Consider the following 24,242-nt stretch of genomic DNA (forward strand, 5'->3'; position numbering starts at 1 on the left):
TCCGGGCGGTACCGTGGGAAGCAATGGCGGGTCTTCGGACCCGTCCATTGCCCAGCCCACTGCCCTGGAGGGGGCAGTGGGCTGGGCAATGACCGACGGCGTCGAACCACTACGGTGGTTTTTTTTCGAGACGCGTTTGTAAACGATTTCAGGTCATTGGACGTTATGCTCTCCATTCTTGAACAGCACAAAAGGAAGGGGCCGATGCGGGCTAGCCACCTGTTGACCATCGCCGCGATCACCTTGGCCGCCGCCGGCTGCAAGCCGCAGGCCGCGCCCGAGCCTGCCAAGCCGGCGCCGCAGGTGATCCTGGTCGAAGCCGACCTGCCACCGCGTCCGATGAAGCCGGATCTGCCGCCGCTGTTCGATGACATCGAACGCCGCACCTTCCAGTTTTTCTGGGACACCAGCAATGAGATCAACGGGCTGACCCCGGACCGCTATCCCTCGCGGCCGTTCGCCAGCATCGCCTCGGTCGGCTTCGCGCTGACCGCTTATCCGATCGGCATCGAGAACGGGTGGGTCAGCCGCAACCAGGCGGTGGATCGCACGCTGACCACGCTGCGCTTCCTGCGCGATGTGCCGATGGGCCCGCAGCGCACCGGCAAGGGCGGCTACAAGGGTTTCTATTACCACTTCCTGGACATGCAGGACGGCCACCGCTACGACAGCTGGGTGGAACTGTCTTCGGTGGATACCGCGCTGCTGATGATGGGCGTGCTGTTCGCGCAGTCGTACTACGACGGCGGCGATTCGCGCGAGAAGGAAATCCGCGACATCGCCGAGACGCTGTACAAGCGCGTGGACTGGCCGTGGCTGCAGGAGCGTTCGCCGCTGATCTCGATGGGCTGGTTCCCGGAAAGCGGCACCATCGAACACGACTGGATGGGCTACAACGAGGCGATGATCGTCTACATCCTGGCGCTGGGTTCGCCGACCCATCCGGTCAGCCCGGATGCCTGGACGGTGTGGACGCGCACCTACGACAACGACTGGGGTGTCTACCAGGGCCAGGAATACCTGTCCTTCGGTCCGCTGTTCGGCCATCAGTACAGCCATGTCTGGATCGACTTCCGCGATATCCAGGACGCGTACATGCGCGAACGCGGCAGCACGTATTTCCTCAACAGCCGTTCGGCTGCGCTGGCCCAGCGTGAGTATGCGATCAGCAACCCGATGAACTGGAAGGAATACGGCCAGAACGTCTGGGGCCTGACCGCCAGCGACGGCCCGCAGAACACCACCCAGGAATACCGTGGCGAGCAGCGCCAGTTCCGTCATTACTCTTCGCGCGGCGCCGGCCTTCGCGAGAATTTCGACGACGGTACCATCGCCCCGACCGCGGCCATTTCCTCCATCGTGTTCGCCCCGGAAGAAGTGATCCCGGCGACCCAGGAAATGCACAAGCGCTTCGGTGATTACATCTATTCCAGTTACGGTTTCCTGGATTCGTTCAATCCGAGTTTCAACTACGACATCCCGATCAAGACCGGGCGCATGGTGCCTGATCGCGGCTGGGTGGCGAGTGACTACATCGGCATCGACCAGGGCCCGATCCTGACGATGATCGCCAACTACCGCAATGATTTCGTGTGGGAGGTGATGAAGAAGAACCCACACATCCGCAAGGGGCTGGAGCGCGCTGGTTTCAGTGGCGGCTGGCTGACCCCGGAAGGCGAGCAGCAGCCGCTGCAGCTGGAAAAAGACGAGAAGGCCGCCGACGCACGCGCGGTCGGCATTGCAGAATCACGCGCCGCCGCGGCACAGGAACAGAAGAATGCATCGCGCAACAACAACCCGGGCAAGTAAGCCTGCGCTGGCAACGAAGAAGAAGTCCCCGGGCCGTCGCCTGCGCTGGGTCGCCGCGCTGGTGGCCGGCCTGGTGCTGGCGGGCTGCGCGCGCAAGGAAGAAGGCACCACGGTGCGCTTCTGGGCGATGGGGCGCGAGGCCGAAGTGGTGGCCGAGCTGATCCACGAGTTCGAAGCGGAAAACCCCGGTATCCGGGTGGACGTGCAGAACATCCCGTGGACCGCCGCGCATGAAAAACTGCTGACCGCGTTCGCCGCCGATGGGCTGCCCGATGTCTGCCAGCTCGGCAATACCTGGATCCCGGAGTTCGCCGAGCTCAATACACTGGAGCCGCTGCAGCCCTACATCGACCGCTCCAAGGTGGTCGAGCCGGCTGATTATTTCCCGGGCATCTGGGACACCAACGTGATCCACGGCGAGGTGGTCGGCGTGCCGTGGTACGTCGATACCCGCCTGCTGTATTACCGCAAGGACCTGCTCGCGCAGGCCGGCCACGATGCGCCGCCGCGCACCTGGGCCGAGTTCGAACAGCAGATGGCCGACATCAAGAAGATGCAGGGCCCGAACCGCTACGCGGTGCTGATGCCGATCAACGAATTCGAGCAGCAGTTGTCCTTTGCCCTGCAGCAGCCGGACCCGCTGCTGCGTGATGACGATACCCGCGGGAATTTCCGCAGCCCCGGTTTCCGCCGGACGCTGGGTTTCTACGCCAACATGTTCGAGAAGGGCTGGGCGCCGAAGATGTCCGAGACCCAGATCTCCAACGTCTGGGATGAGTTCTTCCGGGGCTTCAACGTGTTCTACATTTCCGGCCCCTGGAACATCCGCGAGTTCAAGAAGCTGGAGCCGAAGGAGTTGGCCGGCAAGTGGGGCACCGCCGCACTGCCCGGGCCAGACGGCCCCGGTGCCGGCATCGCCGGTGGCACCAGCCTGGTGATCTTCCGCAAGGCGCAGCAGAAGGAAGCGTCGTGGAAGCTGATCGAGTTCCTGTCGCGGCCGGAGATCCAGCAACGCTTCCATTCCATCATCGGCGACCTGCCGCCGCGTCGCAGCACCTGGCAGGCCCCGTCGCTGGCCGGCGATCCGCTGGCGGCTGCGTTCCGTGACCAGCTCGAGCGCGTCAAGCCGACCCCGAAGGTGCTGGAATGGGAGCGCATCGTGCAGGAAATGCGCATCGTCACCGAAAAGGTGGTGCGTGGTGGGCAGGCGCAGGATGCGGCCGTGACCGAGCTGGACGACCGCGTGGACAAGGTGCTGGCCAAGCGTCGCTGGATGCATGAGCAGGCCACCGGACAACCGGACGATGCTGCGCCCGTGGCCACGGGAGGCCAGCCATGAACCGTTCTTCGCTTGCCGGCTGGATCTTCGCTGCCCCGGCGGTGATCGTGCTGGGCGTGTTCTTCGGCCTGCCGGTGGCCTCGGCGCTGGCGCTCAGCGTGACCGACTTCGACCTGTACTCGCTGGCCGACGGCGCCAACCTGCGCTTCGTCGGATTGGGCAACTACATCGACCTGCTGCAGACCCCGATGTTCTGGAAGTCGCTGTGGAACACCACCTACTTCGTGGTGATCGGCGTGCCGCTGTCCATCGCGGTATCGCTGGGTGCGGCGATCCTGCTCAATGCGCCGGCGGCCCGCTTCAAGGCCCTGTTCCGTACCGCGCTGTTCGCCCCGGTGGTGACCACGCTGGTGGCGGTGGCGGTGATCTGGCGCTACCTGTTCCACACCAGCTATGGCCTGGTCAACTACGGGCTGGGGCACCTCGGCATCAGCCCGATCGACTGGCTGGGCGATCCGGACTGGGCCATGCCGACGATCATGCTGTTCGCGGTGTGGAAGAACTTCGGCTACAACATGGTGATCTTCCTGGCCGGCCTGCAGGCGATCCCGCATGACCTGTACGAGGCCGCGCGCATCGATGGCGCATCGCGCTGGAAGCAGTTCCTGCACATCACCCTGCCGATGCTCGGCCCGGTGTTGCTGGTGGTCGGGGTGATCACTGTGTCCGGCTACTTCCAGCTGTTCGCCGAACCCTACGTGATGACCCGCGGCGACCCGCTGCAGAGCACCGTGAGCGTGCTGTACTTCATGTTCGAAGAAGGCTTCAAGTGGTGGAACCTCGGCCGTGCATCGGCGGTGGCGTTCCTGTTGTTCCTGATCATCCTGGCGGTGACCTCGGTGATGCTGCGCTTCGGGCGCAAAAGGCAGATGGTATGAGTCGCGAAATCGGCCAGTCACGCTGGCACGGATGGTGGATCAACGGTGGGTTGCTGGTGCTGGCCCTGGTCAGCCTGGCGCCGCTGTTGTGGATGGTGTCGGTGTCGGTGATGCCGGCCGGCGAGGCGACCACGTTCCCGCCGCCGCTGACGCCCTCGCACGTCACCTTCGCCAACTACCACGAGCTCTTCGCGCGGACCGGCATGGGCGTCAACTTCGCCAACAGCCTGCTGGTGTCGGTGGCGATCACCCTGGGTTCGCTGCTGCTCAACACGATGGCCGGCTATGCCTTCGCCAAGCTGCGCTTCGTCGGGCGTGACCGCCTGTTCCAGGTGCTGATGGCCGCGCTGGTGATCCCGGCGCAGGTGGCGATGCTGCCGCTGTTCCTGCTGATGAAGCAGCTGGGCCTGGTCAACAGCTTCGGCGGGGTGATCGTGCCGGCGCTGGCCACCGTGTTCGGTATCTTCCTGGTGCGCCAGTACGCGCGCTCCATCCCGGACGAACTGCTGGAAGCGGCGCGGATGGACGGGGCAGGGGAGATGCGGATCTTCTTCCAGATCGTGCTGCCGATGCTCAAGCCGGTGCTGGTCACCCTGTCCATCTTCACCTTCATGGGCGCGTGGAACGATTTCATGTGGCCGCTGATCGTGCTGACCGACCAGGAGCACTACACCCTGCCGGTAGCGCTTGCCACGCTGTCACGCGAACACATCATGGACGTTGAGATGATGATGGCCGGCGCGGTGGTCACGGTGATCCCGGTGCTGGCGCTGTTCCTGCTGCTGCAGCGCTATTACATTCAAGGTCTCATGTTGGGGAGTGTCAAAGGGTGAACCGGAAAATCATCGCTGGCCTGGCGTTGTTGTGGTCCTGCGTGGCAGTTGGTGCCCCGCCTCCTGCCGCACCTGCACCGAAGGTCATCGATGATTTCGACGACATGGGCCAGTGGACACTGGTGCTGTCCGACCAGGTCAGCGGCTCGCTGCGCAACGTCGCCGGTGCCGGCGGCGGTCGCGCGATGTGCCTGGATTACGACTTCCACGAGGTATCCGGCTATGTCGGCGTGCGTCGCGCGCTGAGCATCGACTACCCGGCCAACTACCGCTTTGGGTTCCAGCTGCGCGGTGACTCGCCGTCCAACGATCTGCAGTTCAAGTTGATCGATGCCAGCGGCGACAACGTGTGGTGGGTCAACCGCCCCGGCTACGCCTTCCCCAAGGCCTGGACGCCGGTGGAGTTCCGCAAGCGCCACATCGACAAGGCCTGGGGCCCGTCGCCGGAGAAGGAACTCAAGCGCAGCGCGTCGATGGAGTTCACCGTATACAGCAAGGTTGGCGGGCGCGGCACGGTCTGCTTCGACAAGCTGACCCTGCAGGGCCTGCCCGCGCAGGATGATTCGCCGCTGCACCCGGACGTGCTGGCCGACACGGCCACCGCGCTGCAGGACCGCATGATCGACGGCAAGGCCGATACATTCTGGGTCAGCGGCGGGGTCAAGCAACAGACCATCAGCCTGGACCTGGGCAAGCCGCGCGAAGTGGGCGGGGCGGTGATCGACTGGCTGCCCGGCCTGGAGGCCACGCGTTACACCGTGCGCGCCTCGCAGGACGGGCGCGACTGGCGCACCGTGCGCGAGGTCACTGCCGGCAGTGGCGGCCGTGACTGGCTGGCGTTGCCGGAAACCGATGCGCGCTACCTGCGCTTCGACCTGCAGGGTGGCCCCAACTGGCGCTATGGCATCCGCGATATCGCGCTGAAGCCGCTTGCGTTCGCCGCCACCCCGAATGCGTTTCTTTCTTCGGTGGCCGCCGACCTGCCGCGCGGTTCGCTGCCGCGTGCGTACGTAGGCGAGCAGCCGACGTGGACCCTGCTGGGCCTGGATGGTGGCCGCGAACAGGCGCTGATCAGCGAAGACGGCGCGCTGGAAATGGCGCGTGGCAGCTTCAGCGTGGAGCCGTTCCTGAAGCTGGACGGCAAGCTGGTCAGCTGGGCCGATGTCAGCCCGATCCAGTCGCTGCAGGACGGTTACCTGCCGATCGCCAGCGTGGACTGGCAGCACGACAAGGCATCGCTGTCGGTGACCGGATTCGTGCAGGGCAGCCCGGAAAAATCCGAGTTGGTGGCCCGTTATTCGCTGAAGAACCCGGACAAGGTGGCCCACGAATACACCCTGGCGCTGGCAATCCGCCCGTGGCAGGTCAATCCGCCGACCCAGTTCCTCAATACCGTCGGGGGCTTCAGCCGCATCGACAGCCTGGACATTGAAGAAGGCCTGGTGAAGGTCAACGGCGAGCCGCGGCTGTATCCGGTGCAGGCGCCGGACGCGCGCTTTGCCACCCCGTTCGACGGCAAGCTGGAGGTGATGCACCTGGCCGGCGGCGCGTTGCCGACCACCACCTCGGTGAAGGATCCCACCGGCATGGCCTCCGGTGCGCTGCTGTATACGTTCAAGCTGGAACCGGGCCAGAGCCGCGAGGTGGCGCTGGTGCTGCCGCAGGTCGGCAGCTTCAACCCGCGCGGTTTCGATGCCGGCAAGGCGCAGGCGCAGGTCGCGGCGATGTGGCGGCAGAAGCTGGACGGCCTGCAGCTGCAGCTGCCGCGCGAAGGCCAGCCGCTGGCCGACACGTTGCGCACGGCGCTCGCGCACATGCTGATTTCCCGCGTGGGCCCACGCCTGCAGCCTGGCACGCGCTCCTACGGGCGCAGCTGGATCCGCGATGGCGCGATGATTTCAGAGGGACTGCTGCGCATGGGCCGCAGCGATGCAGTGCGCGACTACGTGCAGTGGTATGCCCCGTTCCAGTTCGACAACGGCAAGGTGCCCTGCTGCGTGGACGACCGCGGCAGTGACCCGGTGCCGGAGAACGACAGCCACGGCGAGCTGATCTACAACATCGCCGAGTACTGGCGCTACACCGGCGACGACGCCTTCCTGGAGGCGATGTGGCCGCACGTGGTCGGCGCCTTCCACTACATGGAGCGCCTGCGCGCCAGCGAACGCACCGAAGAGAACCGCGCGCGCAACCCGGCCTTCTACGGGATGATGCCGGCCTCGATCAGCCACGAAGGCTACTCGGCCAAGCCGATGCATTCGTACTGGGACAATTTCTGGGCGCTGCGTGGTTACAAGGACGCCGGGATCATCGCCGAGCGCCTGCAGAAGATGGAAGTGCTGGCGATCACCGGCGCGCGCGATGAATTCCGCGCCGACCTGCAGGCATCGCTGTATGCGGCGATGGAGCAGCACCGCATCGACTTCCTGCCCGGCTCGGCGGAGCTGGGGGACTTCGATGCAACCTCCACCACCATCGCACTGGCGCCCGGCGGCGAGCAGGGTCGCCTGCCGCAGCCGCAGCTGGACAACACCTTCCAGCGCTACTGGACCGAGTTCGTGGCACGCCGCGACGGCAAGCGCGAGTGGAAGGATTACACCCCCTACGAATGGCGCAACGTCGCTGCGTTCGTGCGCCTGGGCTGGCGTGACCGCGCCTGGCAGGCGACCGAGTTCTTCTTCAAGGACCGCTCGCCGCAGGCCTGGAACCAGTGGGCCGAAGTGGTGTCGCGCACGCCGCGCAAGCCGTTCTTCGTCGGCGACCTGCCGCATGCCTGGGTGGCGTCGGATTTCGTCCGCTCGGCGCTGGACATGTTTGCCTACAACCGTGACGTGGACCAGTCGCTGGTGCTGGCCGCCGGCGTGCCGGTGCGTTGGTTCGAAGGGCAGGGCATCGCGGTGAAGGGCCTGCGCACGCCGCAGGGCCAGCTGGATTACCGGCTGCAGCGCAGCGACAAGCAACTGGTGCTGGAGGTCGCAGCCGGCGTGCTGCCCCCGGCCGGCGGCCTGGTGCTGCCTTGGCCGTATCCGGGCGAGCCCGGCGCGGCCACGATCAATGGCGAGCCGGTGGAATGGATCGGCGGTGAGCTGCATGTGCACCAGGTGCCGGCGAAGATCGAGATCGAGGTCCCGGCCGCCGTGCGCCGGGCCGAACGCAAGGGGTGAGCCGCATGCGGGTGAGGGGCGGGAAGTGCGCGCGCGGTGTCGTGCCGATGGTGCTTGGGTGTGCCGTGGGCGCGGCGTTGCTGTTGCCCGGTGGGGGCATGGCGGCGGATCTGAGGTCGGATGCAGCGGTCGCGGCAACGAACGGCGCTTCGACGGGGATGACGCGCGAAGCGGGCATGAGCATGGTGACCTTCAACCTGCACCATGATCGCGAGGACTGGCCGGAGCGGCGCAAGACGATCCTGGCCGAGCTGCAGCGGCTGCAGCCGGATGCGATCGCGCTGCAGGAAGTGATCCAGAAGCGTGATGTGCGCAACCAGGCCGAGTGGTTGGCGGCCCGGCTGGGCTATTCGTACCTGTTCGTTTCGACCGATCCGGCCGGGGCAACCAAACGCTATGGCAATGCGCTGCTGACCCGTCGGCCGGTCGTCGCTCGCGGCCAGCACCTGCTGCAGCCGCTGGGCGACTACCGCACGGTGGGCCACCTGCGCATCGAAGTGGATGGGAGGCCGATCAATGTCTACGCCACCCACCTCAACGAGCGTTCCGATGCGCAGGGCATCCAGATCCGGCGGGCGCAGGTGGAAGACCTGCTGCGCTTCATCAGCAGCACCTCGGCCGGAGCGCCGGTGGTGATTGCAGGCGACTTCAACGCCCTGGTCGATGCGGGGGATCTGAGCGGGCTGCGCAGCCATTACGGCGACAGCTACGGCAGCGTGCACGTCAACAATGACCTGGCGAAGGTCAGCACGCTGAACCGCCACTATTTCGAAGCGCCATCGCGCATCGACCATATCTTCTTCCAGCAGGACCAGTTGCTGGCGCGCGAGGCGAAGATCCTGTTCGACCAGCCCGACGCGAGCGGCCGCTGGGCGTCGGACCATTACGGTGTATGGACGCGCCTGCAGTTCGCGCCGGACACGGCGGCGGAGAAGCGCTAGGGCGACGCCGCCGGGCACTGACGGTCGCCGGGTAGTGACGGCCGCTGGCCGTCAGCTTCTGCTCTGGTGGGTGACGACCGTTGGTCGTCACGCCCTTGCCGATGCACTCGCCGAGCACGGCTCGGCGCTACCGGCCAGCCACCAGGCACAAAAAAAACAGCGGCCCGAAGGCCGCTGTTTTCATTTTCACCACGGCAGCGGATCAGCCCTGCGGCAGGTTGCCCGGCTTGGCCTTGTCTTCCTCGGCATCCGTCTCGCTGGTCACCGTTTCGGTGACCTTCGATGCGGCGGCCGGTTCCGGCTGGGCCACGACCGCAGCCTGGGCGGCGGCGTCGGTGCCACCGGCCAGGATCGCCGGCTCGGCGGCTTCGACCGCTTCGACCACTGCCGGTGCGGCAACCGCGGCCGGCAACGGAGCGGCAACCGGAGCCACGACCGGCTCAGCCGCCGCGGGTGCGGTGACGGCCGGAGCCTGCGGCGCAGCCGGTTCGATGGCATCCAGCATGCTGGTCTGCACCGGTGCCGGCTGTGCTGCCACGGCGGCAGGCTTCGGCGCCTCGGCTTCGGCCTGGGCGGCCTCCACCTTGGGCGCTGCCTGCGGCACGGGCTGCCAGGACGGAGCCTGCTCGACAGCTGCGACCGGGGCTGCAGCGGCCGGCGCTTCGGCCTTCGGCACTTCTGCCTGCACCTGGGTGGCGGCGTCGCGCTGCGGGCGTGCAACGTCGGCGCTGACGGCCGGCTTCACCGTTTCCACATCGACGACGGCTTCGGCGGGGGTGTCGGTCCGGGTCGGTGCCACGAATGCGGGCGCTGCTTCGATCTTCGGCGCCTCGACCTTCGGTGCTTCCACCTTGGGTGCTTCAACCTTCGGCGCTTCAACCACGGGAGCCCGCGCGGCAGTCACTGCGCTGGCCGCGGCCGGTACGATGGCGGCGGTCGCCAGCACTGCGGCTGCACGCTTTTCGCGCTCGACCGGCGCCGGGGCATCGCCTTCGTCGTCGAAGTCGAACTCCGGCTGCGGACGGCTCGAGGCCGGCTGGCGCTTTTCGGTGTCACTCACTTCAGACGGAGCCGAAGCTGCGGTCGCATCCTGCTCTTCGGCGTCGTTGTCGTCTTCGTCGGAATCGTCATGACCCAGCGAATCCGATGCGGTGCCTTCTGCATTGCCACGACGACGACGACGGCCACCACGACGACCACGACGACGACGCGAGCCGCCTTCACTGTTGCCGTCATCCGTGGCCGGCGTTTCGGTGCCTTCGGCGCCTTCAACGCTGACCGCGCTTGTTTCTTCGACGTCGGTGTCGGCGACCGGCACGCGTGCCGCGGCCGGTGCTGCCCCGGTTGCCTGCGGTGTTGCCGGGGATGCCGCGGTTGTGGTGTGGCTGTCGACCTCTTCGCCACGCAACTGCTGGTTGGCCAGGCGCGATGCGGCTTCGGCAGCGTCCAGGCCCATCGGCGTGATCGCCGCGACGGTTGCGGCGGCGGCAATGTCACTGCCGTCGCGCTGCGGCTTCTCGCCATCCTGCACGCGCGGCTGGCGCGGCTGCTTCACCTTCGGCTGCTGCTGGCCCTGTGCCGGCGCTTGGCCCTGGGCCTGCTCGGTGCGCTCGCCGCGCTCATTGCGCTGCTTGCCACCCTGCTGGCCCTGCTCCTGACGCTGCTTCGGCTGCTGGCCATTGCCGTTGCCGGCCTGTGCGTTGGCGGTGGCAGCGACCTGTGCGTTGCCGCCCGGTGCATTGCCCTGGCGGCGCTCACCACGCTCACCACGTTCCTTGCGGCCTTGGCCCTGCGCCTGCGCGGCGCCGTTGCCGGCGCTGCGGCTGTCGTCACGGCGGTCCTTGCGGTCCTTGCCGTTGCGATCCTTGCCGTTGCGGTCCTTGCGGCCATTCTCACCGCCGTTGGCACGCGCGGCCGGTGCCGGTGCCGGTGCGGCCGCCGGTTCACCCCCGAAGATGCGCTTGAACCAACCGACCACGCCGCCGGTGGCAGCCGGAGCGGCCACCGGAGCGGCCACCGCAACCGGAGCCGGCTGCGGCGCGGCTTCTTCGCGGATCGGCGCTGGCGAGTTGTGCTGGACCTGGGTCACGGCCGGCGGCGGAATGTTCAGCTGGCCCTTGGTAAGGGCATGCACCGGCAGCTTGCGCGGGGTGCCGCGCTGGTAGCTCGGCTTGCCACTTTCCTCGCCCAGCTCGTTTTCGCGCAGGCGGGTCACGGTGTAATGCGGGGTGTGCAGCTGCTCGTCGGCCACGATCACGATCGGGGCTTCGTGGCGCGCTTCGATCTCGCGCAGCGCGCTGCGCTTTTCGTTGAGCAGATAGTTGGCGATCTCGACCGGGGCCTGGACCAGCACCTGCCCGGTGTTTTCCTTCATCGCATGCTCTTCGGCGACGCGGATGATCGAGAGCGACAGCGATTCCACGCTGCGCATGCGGCCGTGGCCGTCGCAGTGCGGGCAGACCAGCTGGCTGGATTCGCCCAGGCTCGGACGCAGGCGCTGGCGGCTCATTTCCAGCAGGCCGAAGCGCGAGATTCGGCCGACCTGCACGCGGGCGCGGTCGTACTTCAGCGCCTGGGCGAGACGGTTCTCGACCTCACGCTGGTGCTTGTTGGAGGACATGTCGATGAAATCGATCACCACCAGGCCGCCGAGGTCGCGCAGGCGCAGCTGGCGGGCCGCTTCTTCTGCCGCTTCCAGGTTGGTCTGGAACGCGGTGTCCTCGATGTCGCTGCCCTTGGTGGCGCGCGAGGAGTTCACGTCGATGGCGGTCAGCGCTTCGGTCTGGTCGACCACGATCGAGCCGCCCGACGGCAGGCGCACGTTGCGCTCGTAGGCGCCTTCGATCTGCGACTCGATCTGGAAGCGGTTGAACAGCGGGATGTCATCGGTGTAGTGCTTGAGCTTGCGCAGGGTCTGCGGCATCACCTGCTGCATGAACTCGCGGGCGTGCTGGTACATCTCTTCGGTGTCGACCAGGATCTCGCCGATGTCCGCGCGCAGGTAGTCGCGCAGGGCACGCACGATCAGCCGCGATTCCTGGTAGATCAGGAACGGGGCGGGCTTGCTCAGCGCCGCTTCGGCGATGGCGCGCCACACGTTCAGCAGGTAGTCCAGGTCCCACTGCAGCTCTTCGGCATCGCGGCCGACGCCGGCGGTGCGGATGATCACGCCCATTTCGTCGGGAATGTTCAGCTTGTCCAGCGCGTCCTTCAGGGCGGCGCGGTCTTCGCCTTCGATCCGGCGCGAGACGCCGCCGGCGCTCGGCGAATTCGGCATCAGCACCATGTAGCGACCGGCCAGCGAGATGAACGTGGTCAGGGCAGCGCCCTTGTTGCCGCGCTCATCCTTGTCGATCTGCACCACGATTTCCTGGCCTTCGCGCAGGAGCTCCTTGATGCCGGCCTTGTTGTGGTCCACGCCGGCCTGGAAGTAATCGCGGGAGATTTCCTTCAGCGGCAGGAAGCCGTGGCGGCCACCGCCGTACTCGACGAAGGCCGCTTCGAGCGAGGGCTCGATGCGGAAGATCCGGCCCTTGTAGATGTTGGACTTCTTCTGTTCCTTGGCCGGCTGCTCGATGTCGATGTCATACAACGACTGGCCATCCACGATGGCTACACGCAGTTCTTCGGCCTGCGTGGCGTTGATCAGCATTCGCTTCATTGTTGCGTTCCTCGCAAGCGGCTACCGCGCGGAACGCCATGGAGTTTCGCCTCTGGATACGGCTGGCCGCCCATTCGCGCAGGCGCGGGGAGGGTGGCCCGGGTTTCCAGCGCTACGACACCACGGCAGGCCGCGGGAGCGCTCTTGTTATCTGGTTTTGGGTGTTACGGGACCGGCGGCAGCTGTCAGCCAAAACTGGAGCGCCACACGGGACATGTTCAGCGCGACTGCGTGTCAGGCAATCGGCGATGGCCGGGAGCGCCGGTGAGCCGCTAACATGGCCGCCCCGGGGGCGGTGGTCGCGCACTGTGCCGGATTCGTTGGAAGACAGGCTTCTGGCCCGGAGTAACTTCCAACGAAATCAATCCCTTATCTCGCCGCCCGAGTGTAACAGAATAAACAGGCTGATGACTGCTCAAGACCCCGCAAACCCCAACTCCGACAAGCCTTCCGTGCGCATGATCACCGTTCCCGACGACCGGGCGGGACAGCGGCTGGACAATTTCCTGCTCGGACAACTGAAAGGGGCGCCGCGCAGCCTGGTCTACAAGCTGGTCCGCAGCGGCCAGGTGCGGGTGAACGGCGGCCGCGCCAAGGCCGAGCGCAAGCTGGAAGGCGGTGAAGTGATCCGGATTCCGCCGGTCCATCTCAGCGAGGAAGGCGACAAGACCGGTCCGCCGGAGTCGTTCATGCGCCGGCTGGAACAGGCCATCGTGTATGAAGATGAGCGCCTGCTGGCCCTGAACAAGCCGTCCGGCGTGGCCAGCCACGGCGGCAGCGGGATCAGCTTCGGCGCCATCGAAACCCTGCGGGCGCTGCGTCCGGGCAAGACCCTGGAGCTGGTCCACCGGTTGGACCGGGACACCTCCGGCCTGCTGATCGTGGCCAAGAAGCGCTCTACGCTGAGCGAGCTGCAGGCGCTGTTGCGCGAGGACCACGGCGCCGGCATCCGCAAGAAATACCTGACCCTGCTGGCCGGGCGCATGCCCGACGGCACCATGACGGTGGACGCGCCGCTGCACGTCGGCCTGCGCCAGGGCGGCGAGCGCCACGTGCAGGTGAACGCGATCGGCAAGCCCTCGATCAGCCACTTCAAGGTGCTGGAGCGCCGCGGTGGCCATTCGTACTGCGAGGTACGGATTGAAACCGGGCGCACCCACCAGATCCGCGTGCACGCCCAGCACTTGGGTAATCCGGTGGCGGGTGATGACAAGTACGGCGATCCTGTCGTCAACAAGCGCTTTCGTGAGCAGATCGGCCTGAAGCGGCTGTTCCTGCATGCCGCCTCGCTGGAGTTCGCGCTGGACGCGGGCAAGACCCCTTACGTGTTGAACGCGCCGCTGGCCGAAGAACTGGTCGAGGCGCTGGATCGGCTGAAGTAGGTAGCAGCGAACGGCAGAGCCCCTCGCGGTGGGTGGATTTCTAGCCGCATCCCGGCCCCTGACAGATTCCGATGGCCATCCGCCGCGTAAGAAAAAAAGGGTAGCGCGGACCCATGGTCGGCGGAATGTTCCCGCCAACGGCCCGCTGCGCCCGCCGACCATGGGTCGGCGCTACCGCTTCTTTCTTTTTTTTTCACGCGGCTGGCGCCCACGGAACCTGTCCGGGGGCCGGGCGGCGGGGTTGGGCGGGGGCGTAGAGCGCCATGGATGGCGCGAATCGAGGCCCGCATGGACGCAGTTTTTGCCGTCCCCCGACCAGCCCCGCCGCCCGGCCCAGCCTCGGATGCACCCCAGCAGGCCGCCAGCCGCGAGGGGGTCTTACCTGTTCGCCAACCTACTCACCACTTGAACAGCACCAGGCTCAAGGCCAGGGTCATCATGCCCGCCACCAGCCCGTACACCGTTTCGTGACCTTGGGCATAGCGCTTGGCCGCCGGCAGCAGCTCGTCCAGCGCCAGGAACACCATCACACCGGCAATCAGCCCGAATACCCAGCCGAAAGTGGCGTGGTTCAGCGAGCCGGACAGCAGGAAATAGCCGATCGCCGCGCCGATCGGCTCGGCCAGGCCGGACAGCAGGCTCGCCGCGAAGGCGTAGAACTTGTTCTGCGTGGCGAAGTACACCGGCACCGCGATGGCGATGCCTTCGGGAATGTTGTGGATGGCGATGGCGAAGGCCAGCGGCATGCCCACCGATGGGCTTTCCAGCGTGGCGAAGAAGGTCGCCAGGCCTTCGGGGAAGTTGTGCGCGGTGATCGCCACGGCGGTCAGCAGGCCGACCCGCTTGATGTAGGCCTTGTTATCGGCGCGGAAGTTCGGATCCTTCGCGTCCAGGCTCTCGTGCGGGTTGGGGATCAGGTGGTCGATGCCCATGATCACCAGGATGCCCAGCAGGAAGGCGAGGGTGCCATAGGTGAAGCCGAGGCGCGGATCGTAGGCCTGGGTGAACGAGTCGATCGACTTGTTGAGGATCTCCGACAGTGACACGTAGACCATCGCGCCGCCAGCAAACGCCAGGCCGAAGGCCAGCAGGCGAGGGTTGGGACGTTTTGCGAACAGCACCATCAGGCTGCCGAGCGCGGTGGCCAGACCCGCAGCCAGGGTGACCGCCAAGGCGATCCAGACGTTCTCAGTGGAAATCTGCAGCATCTGCCGGTGCAATCCTTCGGGGAGCGGTCGCCCCGCACAGACGGGACGATGGGGACGGGTGGGCGCCGGCGGGCCGTGGCGGAAAGCGGGGCATCAGCCGCCGCGGCGCAGCCGCTCTTCCACCGCGAAGCATTCATCCGGGCGCGGCTGCGGCGGGTTGAAACTCACCGGTACCTGGATCGTGGCGGGCATCTTCTGGCCGTTGCGGCTGGCGGCGTTGAACTGCCAGCCCTGCACGGCGGTGCGCGCCTGTTCGTCCAGCTGCGGGTTGCCGCTGCTGGTCAGCTGGGTCACTTCGGTGGGCTTGCCTTCCACTCCCACCACGACCTTCAGGGTGGTGGTACCGCCCACGCCGCTGCAGGCCAGTTCGATCGGGTACTGCGGCGGCGGGGTCTTCACCGCGGCGACTTCGGTCGGCGGCGTGGCCGGCGCGGCCGGGGTCGCCGGCTGGCCGGAGCCACCGCAGGCGGCAAGGCCGGTGGCGAGCAGGGGCAGGATCAACAGGCGCAGGGTCATGGCAGTCACTCCGTCAGGGCCGATGCTTTGGCAGCGCAGATGAAATCGTTCTCGCTCAGCCCGCCCACGTCGTGCGTGGAATAACGCACCACGGCGCGGTCGTAATGCAGCCCCAGATCGGGGTGGTGGTCCTCGCGATGGGCGATGAAGGCCAGCGCATTGACGAAGGCGAGCGTGTGGTAGTAGTCCTTGAAGCGGAAGGTACGCTGCAGGGCCTGGCCGTTCTCGACCAGTTCCCAGCCGGGCACCTGGGGCAGCAGTTCCGCCAGCCGGGCCTGCCCCAGGCGGTGCTCGTTGCCCCGGCGGGGGATGCAATGGGCCTGTTCCAGCGGGACCAGATCGTTCATGGAATGCTCTACCTCTGAAATCGTTGACTGAACATTGCGCGGTCCAGTGTATAAACCGAATGATCGCGTAACAGGTACTTCGTTAGAATAGCCCGATGATCCAGATCTCCGACACCGCCCAGACCCATTTCCGCAAGTTGATCGAACGCGAAGGCGTGCCCGGCATGGGCGTGCGTGTGTCCGCGGTCGACCCCGGCACCCCCCGCGCAGATGCCCGGCTTGAGTTCGCCGAACCGGCCGACCTGCTCGGCGACGAGTGGGCGGTGGACTGCGACGGCTTCACCTTGTACGTGGCCTCCGACAGCGTGGGCTGGCTGGACGGCGCCGAGATCGACATCGTCACCGGCAACGCCGGCGGCCAGCAGCTGACCATCAAGGCGCCGCGCATCAAGGGCGAAGCGCCCGGTGATGCGGCCTCGCTGGTGGAGCGCGTGCACTGGGTGGTGGAGAACGAGGTCAATCCGCAGCTCGCCTCGCACGGCGGCAAGGTCGCGGTGCAGGAAGTGTCTGCCGACGGCGTGGTACTGCTGCGCTTCGGTGGCGGCTGCCAGGGTTGCGGCATGGCCGATGTCACGTTGAAGCAGGGAATCGAGAAGACGCTGATGGGCCGGGTTCCGGGCATCACGGCGGTACGTGATGCCACCGACCACGATAGTGGGCAGGCGCCGTACATGCCGCGCGGCAACGTCGCCTGACGCCCGCTGCGTGCCGTCATCCCGGGCTGCACAGTGGATCGACGCCCTGCTGGCGCGCCAGCAGGAGCCGCCCATTCTGGAAAAGAAGACCGGCCTGCCGTATGGGTGGGCCATCTGGCTGCGCGCGCGTCCGCCGCTGCCGCGTCCCCAGCATGCGCGTGAGCTGGTTGCGGTGCTGCTGCCGCGGCCCCTGCCACCCAGCAATGGGCGCCTGCCGGGACTGACGATGTGGCAGGCGCTGCGTCGCCTGGGATGGCAGCAATGGGATCCGGCCCCGCGCGACCAGCGCTGGATGCGCTGGACTTCCGCAGGGGTGAGCCTGCTGTTGCACCTGCTGTTTGCCTTCCTGCTGTTGTGGGTGGCACTGGTGCGCTCTTCGCAGCCGGATACCCAGGGTGGGGAGGGCGAGCGGGTGCAGGTGGAGTTCATCGGACAGGGCGCGCAGGAAGGTGGCGGCGAGCAGCCCGGCAGCGAGGCCGCAGCAGCTGCCGAGGCCGGTGCGGCGGCGGACAGCCCGGCGGCATCCCCGTCCGAAGCACGGGACAGCGCGTCGGCAGCGTCCACTACGGCGGCTCAGCCTGCCCCGGCCGAGGCCGCAGCTGCGCCGGCGACGGTGTCCGAACCCACGCCTGTCGAGCCGACGCCGCCCGCACCGGCGCCTCCACTGCCGACGCCGCCGGTACAGGCGACGGACGTGGCCGAGGCAACAACCGATTTCGTGGTGCCGCCGGTCAGCGTGCCGCGCACCGAAGTCACCGTGGTCCCGCGCCAGGCGGCGCCGTCGGTTCGCGAACGCGAGGTGCAGGTCGTGCAGGCTCCGGCCGTGGTCACACCGCGTCCGCTGACGCCCGTGCGCACCCGTGCGCCGTCTGAAACCACGGTGCAGGTGCGTGAGCGCGAGGTCCCGCTTGCGGTGCAGGCGCCGACGCCGCTGCGGCTGCCGCAGGCCGAGGTGGCGGTGCAGGTTGCCCCGCGTGAGCCCACCGTCGTGCGCGAACGCGAAGTGGCTGCCGTGACCGCGCCTGCGATCAGCGTGCCGACGATACCGGGGCGCGAGCCGGCGCTGCGCACGCGGCCCAGTACCGAGCCGACCGTGCGCGAACGTGCCGTTGCCAATGCCGCTGCCAGTGCGGCGGCCAGCGCCAGCCCGCGCCCGTCAGCGACCCCGGCTGCCCAGGCCTCACCGTCTTCTTCGGCGGCTGCAGCGGCTTCAGCATCGACCGCCGCATCGCGCGCGCCGGGCCAGGCGGGTGCGCAGGCGCGTCCGACGCCGGGCAACTGGGCGACGCCGGCGCGCGGTGATGATTGGGGTGCGTCCACCCGTGATCGTCCTGGCAGCAGCGCGGGCGCGCAGGCCAATCGTGATGCCGGGCAGGGCAGCGGCGTCTTCAACGCGGACGGCAGCGTGCGCGTTCCCGGCCAGGATGGCGCCGGCAACAGCGACCGCGGTGCGCCTGGCGGTGACAACGATGGCTGGAGCCGCGACCGCATCGCGCAGTCCGGCACCTGGCTCAAGCGACCGCCGTATGACTACACCCCGACCTCGTTCGACAAATATTGGGTACCCAATGAATCGTTGCTGGCCGAGTGGGTGAGGCGTGGCGTGCAGTCGGTGGAGATTCCGCTGCCGGGTACCAGCACGAAAATTTCCTGCGTGATTTCGGTGCTGCAGTTCGGCGGTGGGTGCGGCCTCAACGATCCGAACATGCAGGACCAGCCGGCCATCGCGCGTCCTCCACCGGACATCCCGTTCAAGAAGGAGCTCCAGGAAGACAACGGCAGCGTCCGCTGACCGCTCAGTATCCGCTGGACAGGAACGCCCACAGTGGCACGTCCTGCGCGGCCCAGTACTGGCTGGCTTCGTCGAGGATGTCCAGCAGGGTGTCGAAGCTGGCGGTGTCCTGCGCGCGCAGGGCGTCGATGCGATCCAGGAACAGCGCGTGCCCGCCTGCAGCGCCCAACCATGACAGGTCGCGCAGGTTGTCCGACAGCGCGTCCCAGTTGCCACCGGACCCAGCGGGGAAATCCAGCTGCGCGGCAAGTCGTGCAAGCAGCGTCCGTTTGTCTGCGACCCCTTCCAGATCGACCCGGCGCACCAGCAGGCCGGCATCGCGCATGGCGGCGGCGAGCGCGGCCTCGTCGCCATCCCCTATCGAATACACGCCAGCGTTGTTGAGGTCGTGCAGGCCCAGGCCGAAGGCATCGTGGGTCATGGCACGGTCCCCTTTGCGGGCACAGTGAAGCTGCGGAAGTTCTCGTAATGATCGCTGGTGTAATACCAGGCGTCCGGTGGCTTGCCGCCGGTGATGATGCGGCGTGCGCCGCGGTTGCCGGCGCCCGGCGTTTCCACGGTGTACTCGCGGTAATAACCGCGCGCGCGTTGCGGCAGCCGCTGCTCGCGATTGCCGAATACGCTGCCGTCCTGGCGGTGCGGGAACGGGCCGCCGCGCTGGATCAGCGCGATCGTCCGGCGCGCTTCGGCGGGCAAAAAGCCAGGCAGCGCGGCATGGGGCGCCGGGTTGGCCGAGGCGGCTGGCGGCGACGGCGCCGGCGCGCCGGACAGGCTGGGCGCGAACTGCGGCTTGGCCGGGCGCTGCAGGAAATGGTTGCCCACCAGCCCGAGCAGCAGCAGGGCGATGGCAGTGATCAGCAGGCGGGGATTGCGCATGGCGATGGCAGGCGTGGAAACAGTGGCCACTGTAACGCCGCCGGACTGCATCGCGCATGAGGGCCGCCCTGTCGCACCACGGTCACCTGCAGGACGAAGTTTCCTTTACATCCCTCTTGGTAATCTTCACGCCTGTCCCCATCATTTACCGTGCACCACCTGGCCTCTGCCAGGTCCCCAAGCTACGAGGAGATGCACCATGGCCTATACCCTGCCCAAGCTGTCCTACGCCTATGACGCCCTGGAACCGCATATCGATGCGGCCACCATGGAGATCCACCACACCAAGCATCACCAGACCTACATCAACAACGTCAACGCAGCGCTGGAAGGCACCGAGTACGCCGACCTGCCGGTTGAAGAGCTGGTCAAGAAGCTGAAGTCGCTGCCGGAGAACCTGCAGGGCCCGGTGCGCAACAACGGGGGCGGCCATGCCAACCATTCGCTGTTCTGGACCGTGATGGCGCCCAATGCCGGCGGCAACCCGGTCGGTGAGGTCGCCAAGAAGATCGACAGCGATCTCGGTGGCTTCGACAAGTTCAAGGACGCCTTCACCAAGGCCGCGCTGACGCGCTTCGGCAGCGGCTGGGCGTGGCTGAGCGTTACCCCGGACAAGAAGGTCGTGGTGGAAAGCACCGGTAACCAGGACAGCCCGCTGATGGAAGGCAACACGCCGATCCTCGGCCTGGACGTCTGGGAACATGCGTATTACCTGAAGTACCAGAACCGTCGCCCGGAATACATCGGCGCGTTCTTCAACGTGATCGACTGGAATGAAGTCGAGCGTCGTTACCAGGAAGCGGTTGCCTGATCGCAACAGCGTTCCGGTAGAAACCAGAAGGGCCGCGCATTCCAGCGCGGCCCTTTTTTTATCGCGCCGGTGCGCAGCGTCGCGTCAGCCGGCCGGAGCCTGCAGTCGCAGCACTGCCAGCACGCCAAGGGGCAGCAGCGGCATTTCACCATCGGCCGGCAGTTCGATGCGCTGCTGGCGCTTTCCGCTGAAGGATTTGACCTGGAACAGCACGTCCAGCCCGTGGCTGTCGACGCTGCCGTTCGCCACGCCAGGCTTTTCCGCACGCGCCGAGGGGTTGCGCCGCGCCGGCTGGAACCCGGGCATGCCGCGCACCACCTCGCTGCTGCTGGCGGAAAAATCACCGGCGACCAGGCTCGGGTGGCCATCGGACGTAGCGGCGATCCAGGCCATCAGGTCGTTGGTCTGGTGCTGGCGGCTGGCCGCGGTATCCGGCTCGGGCCGCAACCGTGCCACATAGATGTTGACCTGCCCCTCGCCGACGGCGACGCGCATCATCCCCGCAGCGCTGAAGCGTCCCGGGGGATGCAGCAGGGTGACGCCGTCTTCTTCCACGCGCAGCCGGCTGAGCATCGCGCTGCCGTGCCGCTGGGCCTGGCTGGGCGGATCGGAGGTGATGAAGTCGCAGCTGTAGCGCAGCCGGCTGGCCAGCCAGCAGGCCGGATTGCGACGACCCTCCTGCAGTACCGACTGCACCGTGATCACGTCCGGTCGCAGGGTGGCCAGCAGCTGGGCGATCGCTTCGCGGCGATGTTCCCAGCTCGGATCCTCCTGTCCGGGCAGCTGCAGGCTGGCCACGCTGAGTTCGGCAAGCGGGCTGGCCGCCGCCGGCTGGGCACGGACCACCAGGGGAGCCAACAACAGGCCAACGCACAGCAACAGGGGGAAAGGAGGGGTGCGCATAACGATAAGTTTACGCTTGCGCCGTGCAGGCGTCGTGACCCCGCAGCGTCTCTGCCACGCTTTTCGAGCGCTGTCATGCAGCCCTGCAGCGTGCGCTGGGTGCCTGCATTCCGGTAACCTTGGCGCTTTAGTGTCCGCAGGAAAGCCTTACAGGATGAGCCATAACGTAGTCGCCCCCGCCGGCAAGGGATCCATGCCGCGCCAGATCCCGTACATCATCGGCAATGAGGCCTGCGAGCGCTTCAGTTTCTACGGCATGCGCAACATCCTGGTGCAGTTCCTGATCACCTCGCTGCTGTTGCAGGAGATCACCGCCGAAGGACGTGCCGGTGAAGCCAAGGACATCATGCACAGCTTCATGATCGGCGTGTATTTCTTCCCGCTGCTCGGTGGCTGGCTGGCCGACAAATTCTTCGGCAAGTACCACACCATCCTGTGGTTCAGCCTGATCTACTGCGTCGGCCACCTGTGCCTGGCGCTGTTTGAAGGCAGTCGCGGCGGCTTCTTCTTCGGCCTGGGGCTGATCGCGCTGGGGGCCGGTGGGATCAAGCCGCTGGTCGCCTCGTTCATGGGCGACCAGTTCGACCAGGGCAACAAGCACCTGGCGAAACTGGTCTTCGATGCCTTCTACTGGATCATCAACTTCGGCTCGCTGTTCGCCTCGCTGCTGATCCCGCTGGTGCTGAAGAACTGGGGTCCGCAGTGGGCCTTCGGCATCCCCGGCATCCTGATGTTCATCGCGACCTTCGTGTTCTGGCTGGGGCGCAAGCGCTACGTGCTGACCCCGCTGCCACCGAAGGATCCGCATTCGTTCGCCAACGTGGTACGCACTGCACTGACCGCGCGCGTCGAAGGCCGCGGCCGTCCTGGGCTGGTGCTGGCCGTGGCCGGCGTGGTGTTGGCGATCGCCTCGTTCGGGCTGGTCGGTACGCTGGGAATCGTGATCTGCCTGTGCCTGGCGCTGGTCTCGGTGCTGGCAGGCATCGGTGGCGGCACCTGGATGCAGCTGGACCGGGCCCGTGCGGTGCATCCGGCCGAGGCCGTCGAAGGCGTGCGCTCGGTGCTGCGCGTGCTGGTGATCTTCGCGCTGACCACGCCGTTCTTCTCGCTGTTCGACCAGAAGGCCTCCACCTGGGTGCTGCAGGGCCAGCAGATGCAGATGCCCAGCTGGTTCACCGCCTCGCAGATGCAGGCCTTGAATCCGCTGCTGGTGATGATCCTGATTCCGTTCAACAACCTGGTGCTGTACCCGGCGCTGCGCCGTTTCGGCTTCGAACCCACGGCGCTGCGCCGGATGACCGCCGGCATCGCCTTCAGCGGCCTGGCGTGGATCGTGGTCGGCGGCATCCAGGTGGTGATGGACGGCGGCAACGCGATGTCGATCTTCTGGCAGATGCTGCCGTACGCGCTGCTGACTTTCGGTGAAGTGCTGGTGTCGGCGACCGGTCTGGAGTTCGCCTACAGCCAGGCGCCGCAGGCGATGAAGGGGGTGGTGATGAGCTTCTGGAACCTGACCACCACCATCGGCAACCTGTGGGTGCTGCTGTCCAACGCCGCGGTGCGCAACGATACGGTGACCCACCAGATCGCCAGTACCGGCCTGAGCGAAGCGGCGTTCCTGATGTTCTTCTTCGCTGGCTTCGCGTTCGTCGCCGCACTGGCCTTTGGCTGGTATGCGCGCCGTTACCGCATGGTCGACAACTACCGCGCCGCCTGAGCCTGACATGACGCCCGTAAACCTCCTGCTGATCGCCATCACCGCCATCGTGTCCTACCTGGCGTTCAACAACCGCAAGCTGGCCGACCGGCTGATCCTGTGGCCACCGGCGGTGGATCGCCACCGGCAGTACGACCGGCTGGTGACCTACGGTTTCATCCACGCCGACTGGCCGCACCTGATCTTCAACATGATCACGCTGTTCTTCTTCGGCGGCCAGATCGAAACGGTGATGGTGCAGCTGTCCGGCAGCTATCTCACCTATCCGGCGTTCTATCTCGGCGCGCTGGTGGTGTCCATCCTGCCCAGCTATATCAAAAACCAGAAGAACCCCAACTACCTCAGCCTGGGCGCGTCGGGGGCGGTGTCGGCGGTGCTGTTCGCCTTCATCCTGCTCAGCCCGTGGACGATCATCCTGGTGTTCTTCATCCCGGCGCCGGCCATCCTGTACGCGGTGTTCTACGTGGGCTACAGCATCTGGATGGACAAGAAAGGCGGTGACCGCATCAACCACAGCGCCCATCTGGCCGGTGCGGCGTTCGGCGTGCTGTTCCTGCTGGCGATGAACCCGGGCATCTTCAACCACTTCCTGCGCGAGCTGTCCAACCCGCGCTTCGGCCTGGGTGGCTGACGCCCGCCAGGTTCCCGCGGACGCTCAGCGCGTCCGCGGCGTCCCGCTGTCCACGCCATAGGTATCCAGGAGGCGGGTGAACACTTCTTCGCCGATCTGCTGGAACTGCGTTTCGTCGGTATGGCCTTCCACGGCAAGCTGCAGCAGGCCTTCCAGCAGCGCGTCGTCGGTGGCGGCGCCCTCGGCGGGCGGGGCAAGGTAGTGACGCATGGGAATCTCCTTGGGATGGACGGGCCGGCCCGGCGAGGCCTCCAATGCGCCCCGTCGACAGGGGTATCGGCCGTTGCCGCTCGGGCTTTAACGGTGCGCAGCGGTGGTCCCGATTTCGCTTGCCCCTGTTCAGGCTTCACACGATCATGGCGGCAGGCTGCGCACCATCGGTGATGCTGCCCCAGGAGATCGGTCCCATGGCTTCGGTCACGCCCCCCGGATTGGCTTACGAGGTCACCCATGATGTGTCTGCGCACCGCTTCACCGCACGGGTGCAAGGCCATCTGGCGTTGCTGGATTACCAGCTCAAGCGCCGCCGCATGGTGATCACCCATACCGAGGTGCCCGATGCCATCGGCGGGCGCGGCATCGCCGGGGAACTGACCCGCGTGGCGCTGCGATGGGCACGCGACAACAGATACAAAGTGGTTCCCGCGTGCGCTTACGCGGAGGCGTTCTTTGAACGTCACGAAGAATTCCATGACCTGTTGGCCTGATCGGCCCACGGGGTTCGTTCCAGAAAGGAAAC

At 66.7% G+C, this 24,242-nt stretch carries 21 protein-coding genes; 13 read left to right on the plus strand and 8 right to left on the minus strand.

From position 1 onward, the window contains the following. Positions 1 to 204: 204 nt before the first annotated feature. From IFT63_RS04330 to IFT63_RS04355, 6 genes are read left to right on the plus strand one after another with little or no spacing between them, the layout of a single operon-like run. Complete coding sequence (locus IFT63_RS04330) at positions 205 to 1,809, plus strand: glucoamylase family protein (protein ID WP_192083340.1); 1,605 nt, start codon at positions 205 to 207, stop codon at positions 1,807 to 1,809. After that, a complete protein-coding gene (locus IFT63_RS04335) occupies positions 1,778 to 3,148 on the plus strand; it encodes a sugar ABC transporter substrate-binding protein (protein WP_192083341.1) in 1,371 nt (456 codons plus the stop codon). The genes IFT63_RS04330 and IFT63_RS04335 overlap by 32 nt, the downstream gene beginning before the upstream one ends. Next, positions 3,145 to 4,026, plus strand: coding sequence for a sugar ABC transporter permease (locus IFT63_RS04340; protein WP_042615045.1), 882 nt, complete (start codon positions 3,145 to 3,147; stop codon positions 4,024 to 4,026). The genes IFT63_RS04335 and IFT63_RS04340 overlap by 4 nt, the downstream gene beginning before the upstream one ends. Further along, entirely contained in the window at positions 4,023 to 4,859 is an 837-nt protein-coding gene (locus IFT63_RS04345) for a carbohydrate ABC transporter permease (protein ID WP_042615044.1), read from the plus strand. Before IFT63_RS04340 ends, IFT63_RS04345 begins: the two co-directional genes overlap by 4 nt. Before the next feature lie 41 nt (positions 4,860 to 4,900). Continuing rightward, on the plus strand, positions 4,901 to 8,023 hold the full coding sequence (locus tag IFT63_RS04350) for a discoidin domain-containing protein (RefSeq protein WP_342450483.1): 3,123 nt from the start codon (positions 4,901 to 4,903) through the stop codon (positions 8,021 to 8,023). 5 nt (positions 8,024 to 8,028) lie between these two features. Then, positions 8,029 to 8,964 (plus strand): endonuclease/exonuclease/phosphatase family protein, encoded by a 936-nt coding sequence (locus tag IFT63_RS04355; protein WP_192083343.1) that lies wholly within the window; start codon positions 8,029 to 8,031, stop codon positions 8,962 to 8,964. A gap of 202 nt (positions 8,965 to 9,166) precedes the next feature. On the opposite strand, the gene IFT63_RS04360 is transcribed toward IFT63_RS04355, so the two are convergent. Continuing rightward, positions 9,167 to 12,625, minus strand: a complete 3,459-nt coding sequence (locus IFT63_RS04360) for an Rne/Rng family ribonuclease (protein WP_192083344.1) — start codon at positions 12,623 to 12,625, stop codon at positions 9,167 to 9,169. A gap of 407 nt (positions 12,626 to 13,032) precedes the next feature. On the opposite strand from IFT63_RS04360, the gene IFT63_RS04365 reads away from it, so the two are divergent. Continuing rightward, positions 13,033 to 14,007: an RluA family pseudouridine synthase gene (locus tag IFT63_RS04365; RefSeq protein WP_192083345.1), complete on the plus strand. Its 975-nt coding sequence runs from the start codon at positions 13,033 to 13,035 to the stop codon at positions 14,005 to 14,007. A 398-nt stretch (positions 14,008 to 14,405) separates the two neighbouring features. Here IFT63_RS04365 and zupT read toward each other — a convergent pair whose 3' ends face one another. From zupT to IFT63_RS04380, 3 genes are all read right to left on the minus strand, one after another. Further along, entirely contained in the window at positions 14,406 to 15,215 is an 810-nt protein-coding gene (gene zupT, locus IFT63_RS04370; protein WP_192083346.1) for a zinc transporter ZupT, read from the minus strand. Between the two features lie 93 nt (positions 15,216 to 15,308). Next, on the minus strand, positions 15,309 to 15,731 hold the full coding sequence (locus IFT63_RS04375; protein ID WP_042613276.1) for an energy transducer TonB: 423 nt from the start codon (positions 15,729 to 15,731) through the stop codon (positions 15,309 to 15,311). Between the two features lie 5 nt (positions 15,732 to 15,736). Continuing rightward, positions 15,737 to 16,078 carry a 4a-hydroxytetrahydrobiopterin dehydratase gene (locus tag IFT63_RS04380; RefSeq protein WP_192083347.1) on the minus strand — a complete coding sequence of 114 codons (342 nt, stop codon included), beginning with the start codon at positions 16,076 to 16,078 and terminating at the stop codon, positions 15,737 to 15,739. A 95-nt stretch (positions 16,079 to 16,173) separates the two neighbouring features. Here IFT63_RS04380 and IFT63_RS04385 point away from each other — a divergent pair, with 95 nt between their 5' ends. Both IFT63_RS04385 and IFT63_RS04390 read left to right on the plus strand, forming a co-directional pair. Further along, entirely contained in the window at positions 16,174 to 16,773 is a 600-nt protein-coding gene (locus tag IFT63_RS04385) for an NfuA family Fe-S biogenesis protein (protein ID WP_101098566.1), read from the plus strand. 10 nt (positions 16,774 to 16,783) lie between these two features. Next, positions 16,784 to 18,565 (plus strand): hypothetical protein, encoded by a 1,782-nt coding sequence (locus IFT63_RS04390; protein WP_192083348.1) that lies wholly within the window; start codon positions 16,784 to 16,786, stop codon positions 18,563 to 18,565. 4 nt (positions 18,566 to 18,569) lie between these two features. Here IFT63_RS04390 and IFT63_RS04395 read toward each other — a convergent pair whose 3' ends face one another. Beyond that, entirely contained in the window at positions 18,570 to 18,986 is a 417-nt protein-coding gene (locus tag IFT63_RS04395; RefSeq protein ID WP_192083349.1) for a barstar family protein, read from the minus strand. Further along, a complete protein-coding gene (locus IFT63_RS04400; protein WP_192084130.1) occupies positions 18,983 to 19,441 on the minus strand; it encodes a ribonuclease domain-containing protein in 459 nt (152 codons plus the stop codon). The genes IFT63_RS04395 and IFT63_RS04400 overlap by 4 nt, the downstream gene beginning before the upstream one ends. A 199-nt stretch (positions 19,442 to 19,640) precedes the next feature. On the opposite strand from IFT63_RS04400, the gene IFT63_RS04405 reads away from it, so the two are divergent. Further along, a complete protein-coding gene (locus tag IFT63_RS04405; protein ID WP_192083350.1) occupies positions 19,641 to 20,252 on the plus strand; it encodes a superoxide dismutase in 612 nt (203 codons plus the stop codon). A gap of 84 nt (positions 20,253 to 20,336) precedes the next feature. Here the strand turns inward: IFT63_RS04405 and IFT63_RS04410 are convergent, their stop codons facing one another. Further along, positions 20,337 to 21,155 carry an endonuclease/exonuclease/phosphatase family protein gene (locus IFT63_RS04410; RefSeq protein ID WP_192083351.1) on the minus strand — a complete coding sequence of 273 codons (819 nt, stop codon included), beginning with the start codon at positions 21,153 to 21,155 and terminating at the stop codon, positions 20,337 to 20,339. Between the two features lie 154 nt (positions 21,156 to 21,309). On the opposite strand from IFT63_RS04410, the gene IFT63_RS04415 reads away from it, so the two are divergent. Next, positions 21,310 to 22,872 carry an oligopeptide:H+ symporter gene (locus IFT63_RS04415; protein ID WP_042613284.1) on the plus strand — a complete coding sequence of 521 codons (1,563 nt, stop codon included), beginning with the start codon at positions 21,310 to 21,312 and terminating at the stop codon, positions 22,870 to 22,872. Between the two features lie 7 nt (positions 22,873 to 22,879). After that, a complete protein-coding gene (locus IFT63_RS04420) occupies positions 22,880 to 23,503 on the plus strand; it encodes a rhomboid family intramembrane serine protease (RefSeq protein WP_042613285.1) in 624 nt (207 codons plus the stop codon). Between the two features lie 24 nt (positions 23,504 to 23,527). On the opposite strand, the gene IFT63_RS04425 is transcribed toward IFT63_RS04420, so the two are convergent. After that, positions 23,528 to 23,713, minus strand: coding sequence for a hypothetical protein (locus tag IFT63_RS04425; protein WP_192083352.1), 186 nt, complete (start codon positions 23,711 to 23,713; stop codon positions 23,528 to 23,530). A gap of 197 nt (positions 23,714 to 23,910) precedes the next feature. Between IFT63_RS04425 and IFT63_RS04430 the strand changes: the two genes are divergently transcribed. After that, positions 23,911 to 24,210, plus strand: coding sequence for a GNAT family N-acetyltransferase (locus IFT63_RS04430; RefSeq protein WP_192083353.1), 300 nt, complete (start codon positions 23,911 to 23,913; stop codon positions 24,208 to 24,210). Positions 24,211 to 24,242 lie beyond the last annotated feature (32 nt).

The sequence above is a fragment of the Stenotrophomonas sp. CFBP 13724 genome, assembly GCF_014841975.1.
GTDB classification, from domain to species: Bacteria; Pseudomonadota; Gammaproteobacteria; order Xanthomonadales; family Xanthomonadaceae; genus Stenotrophomonas; species Stenotrophomonas lacuserhaii.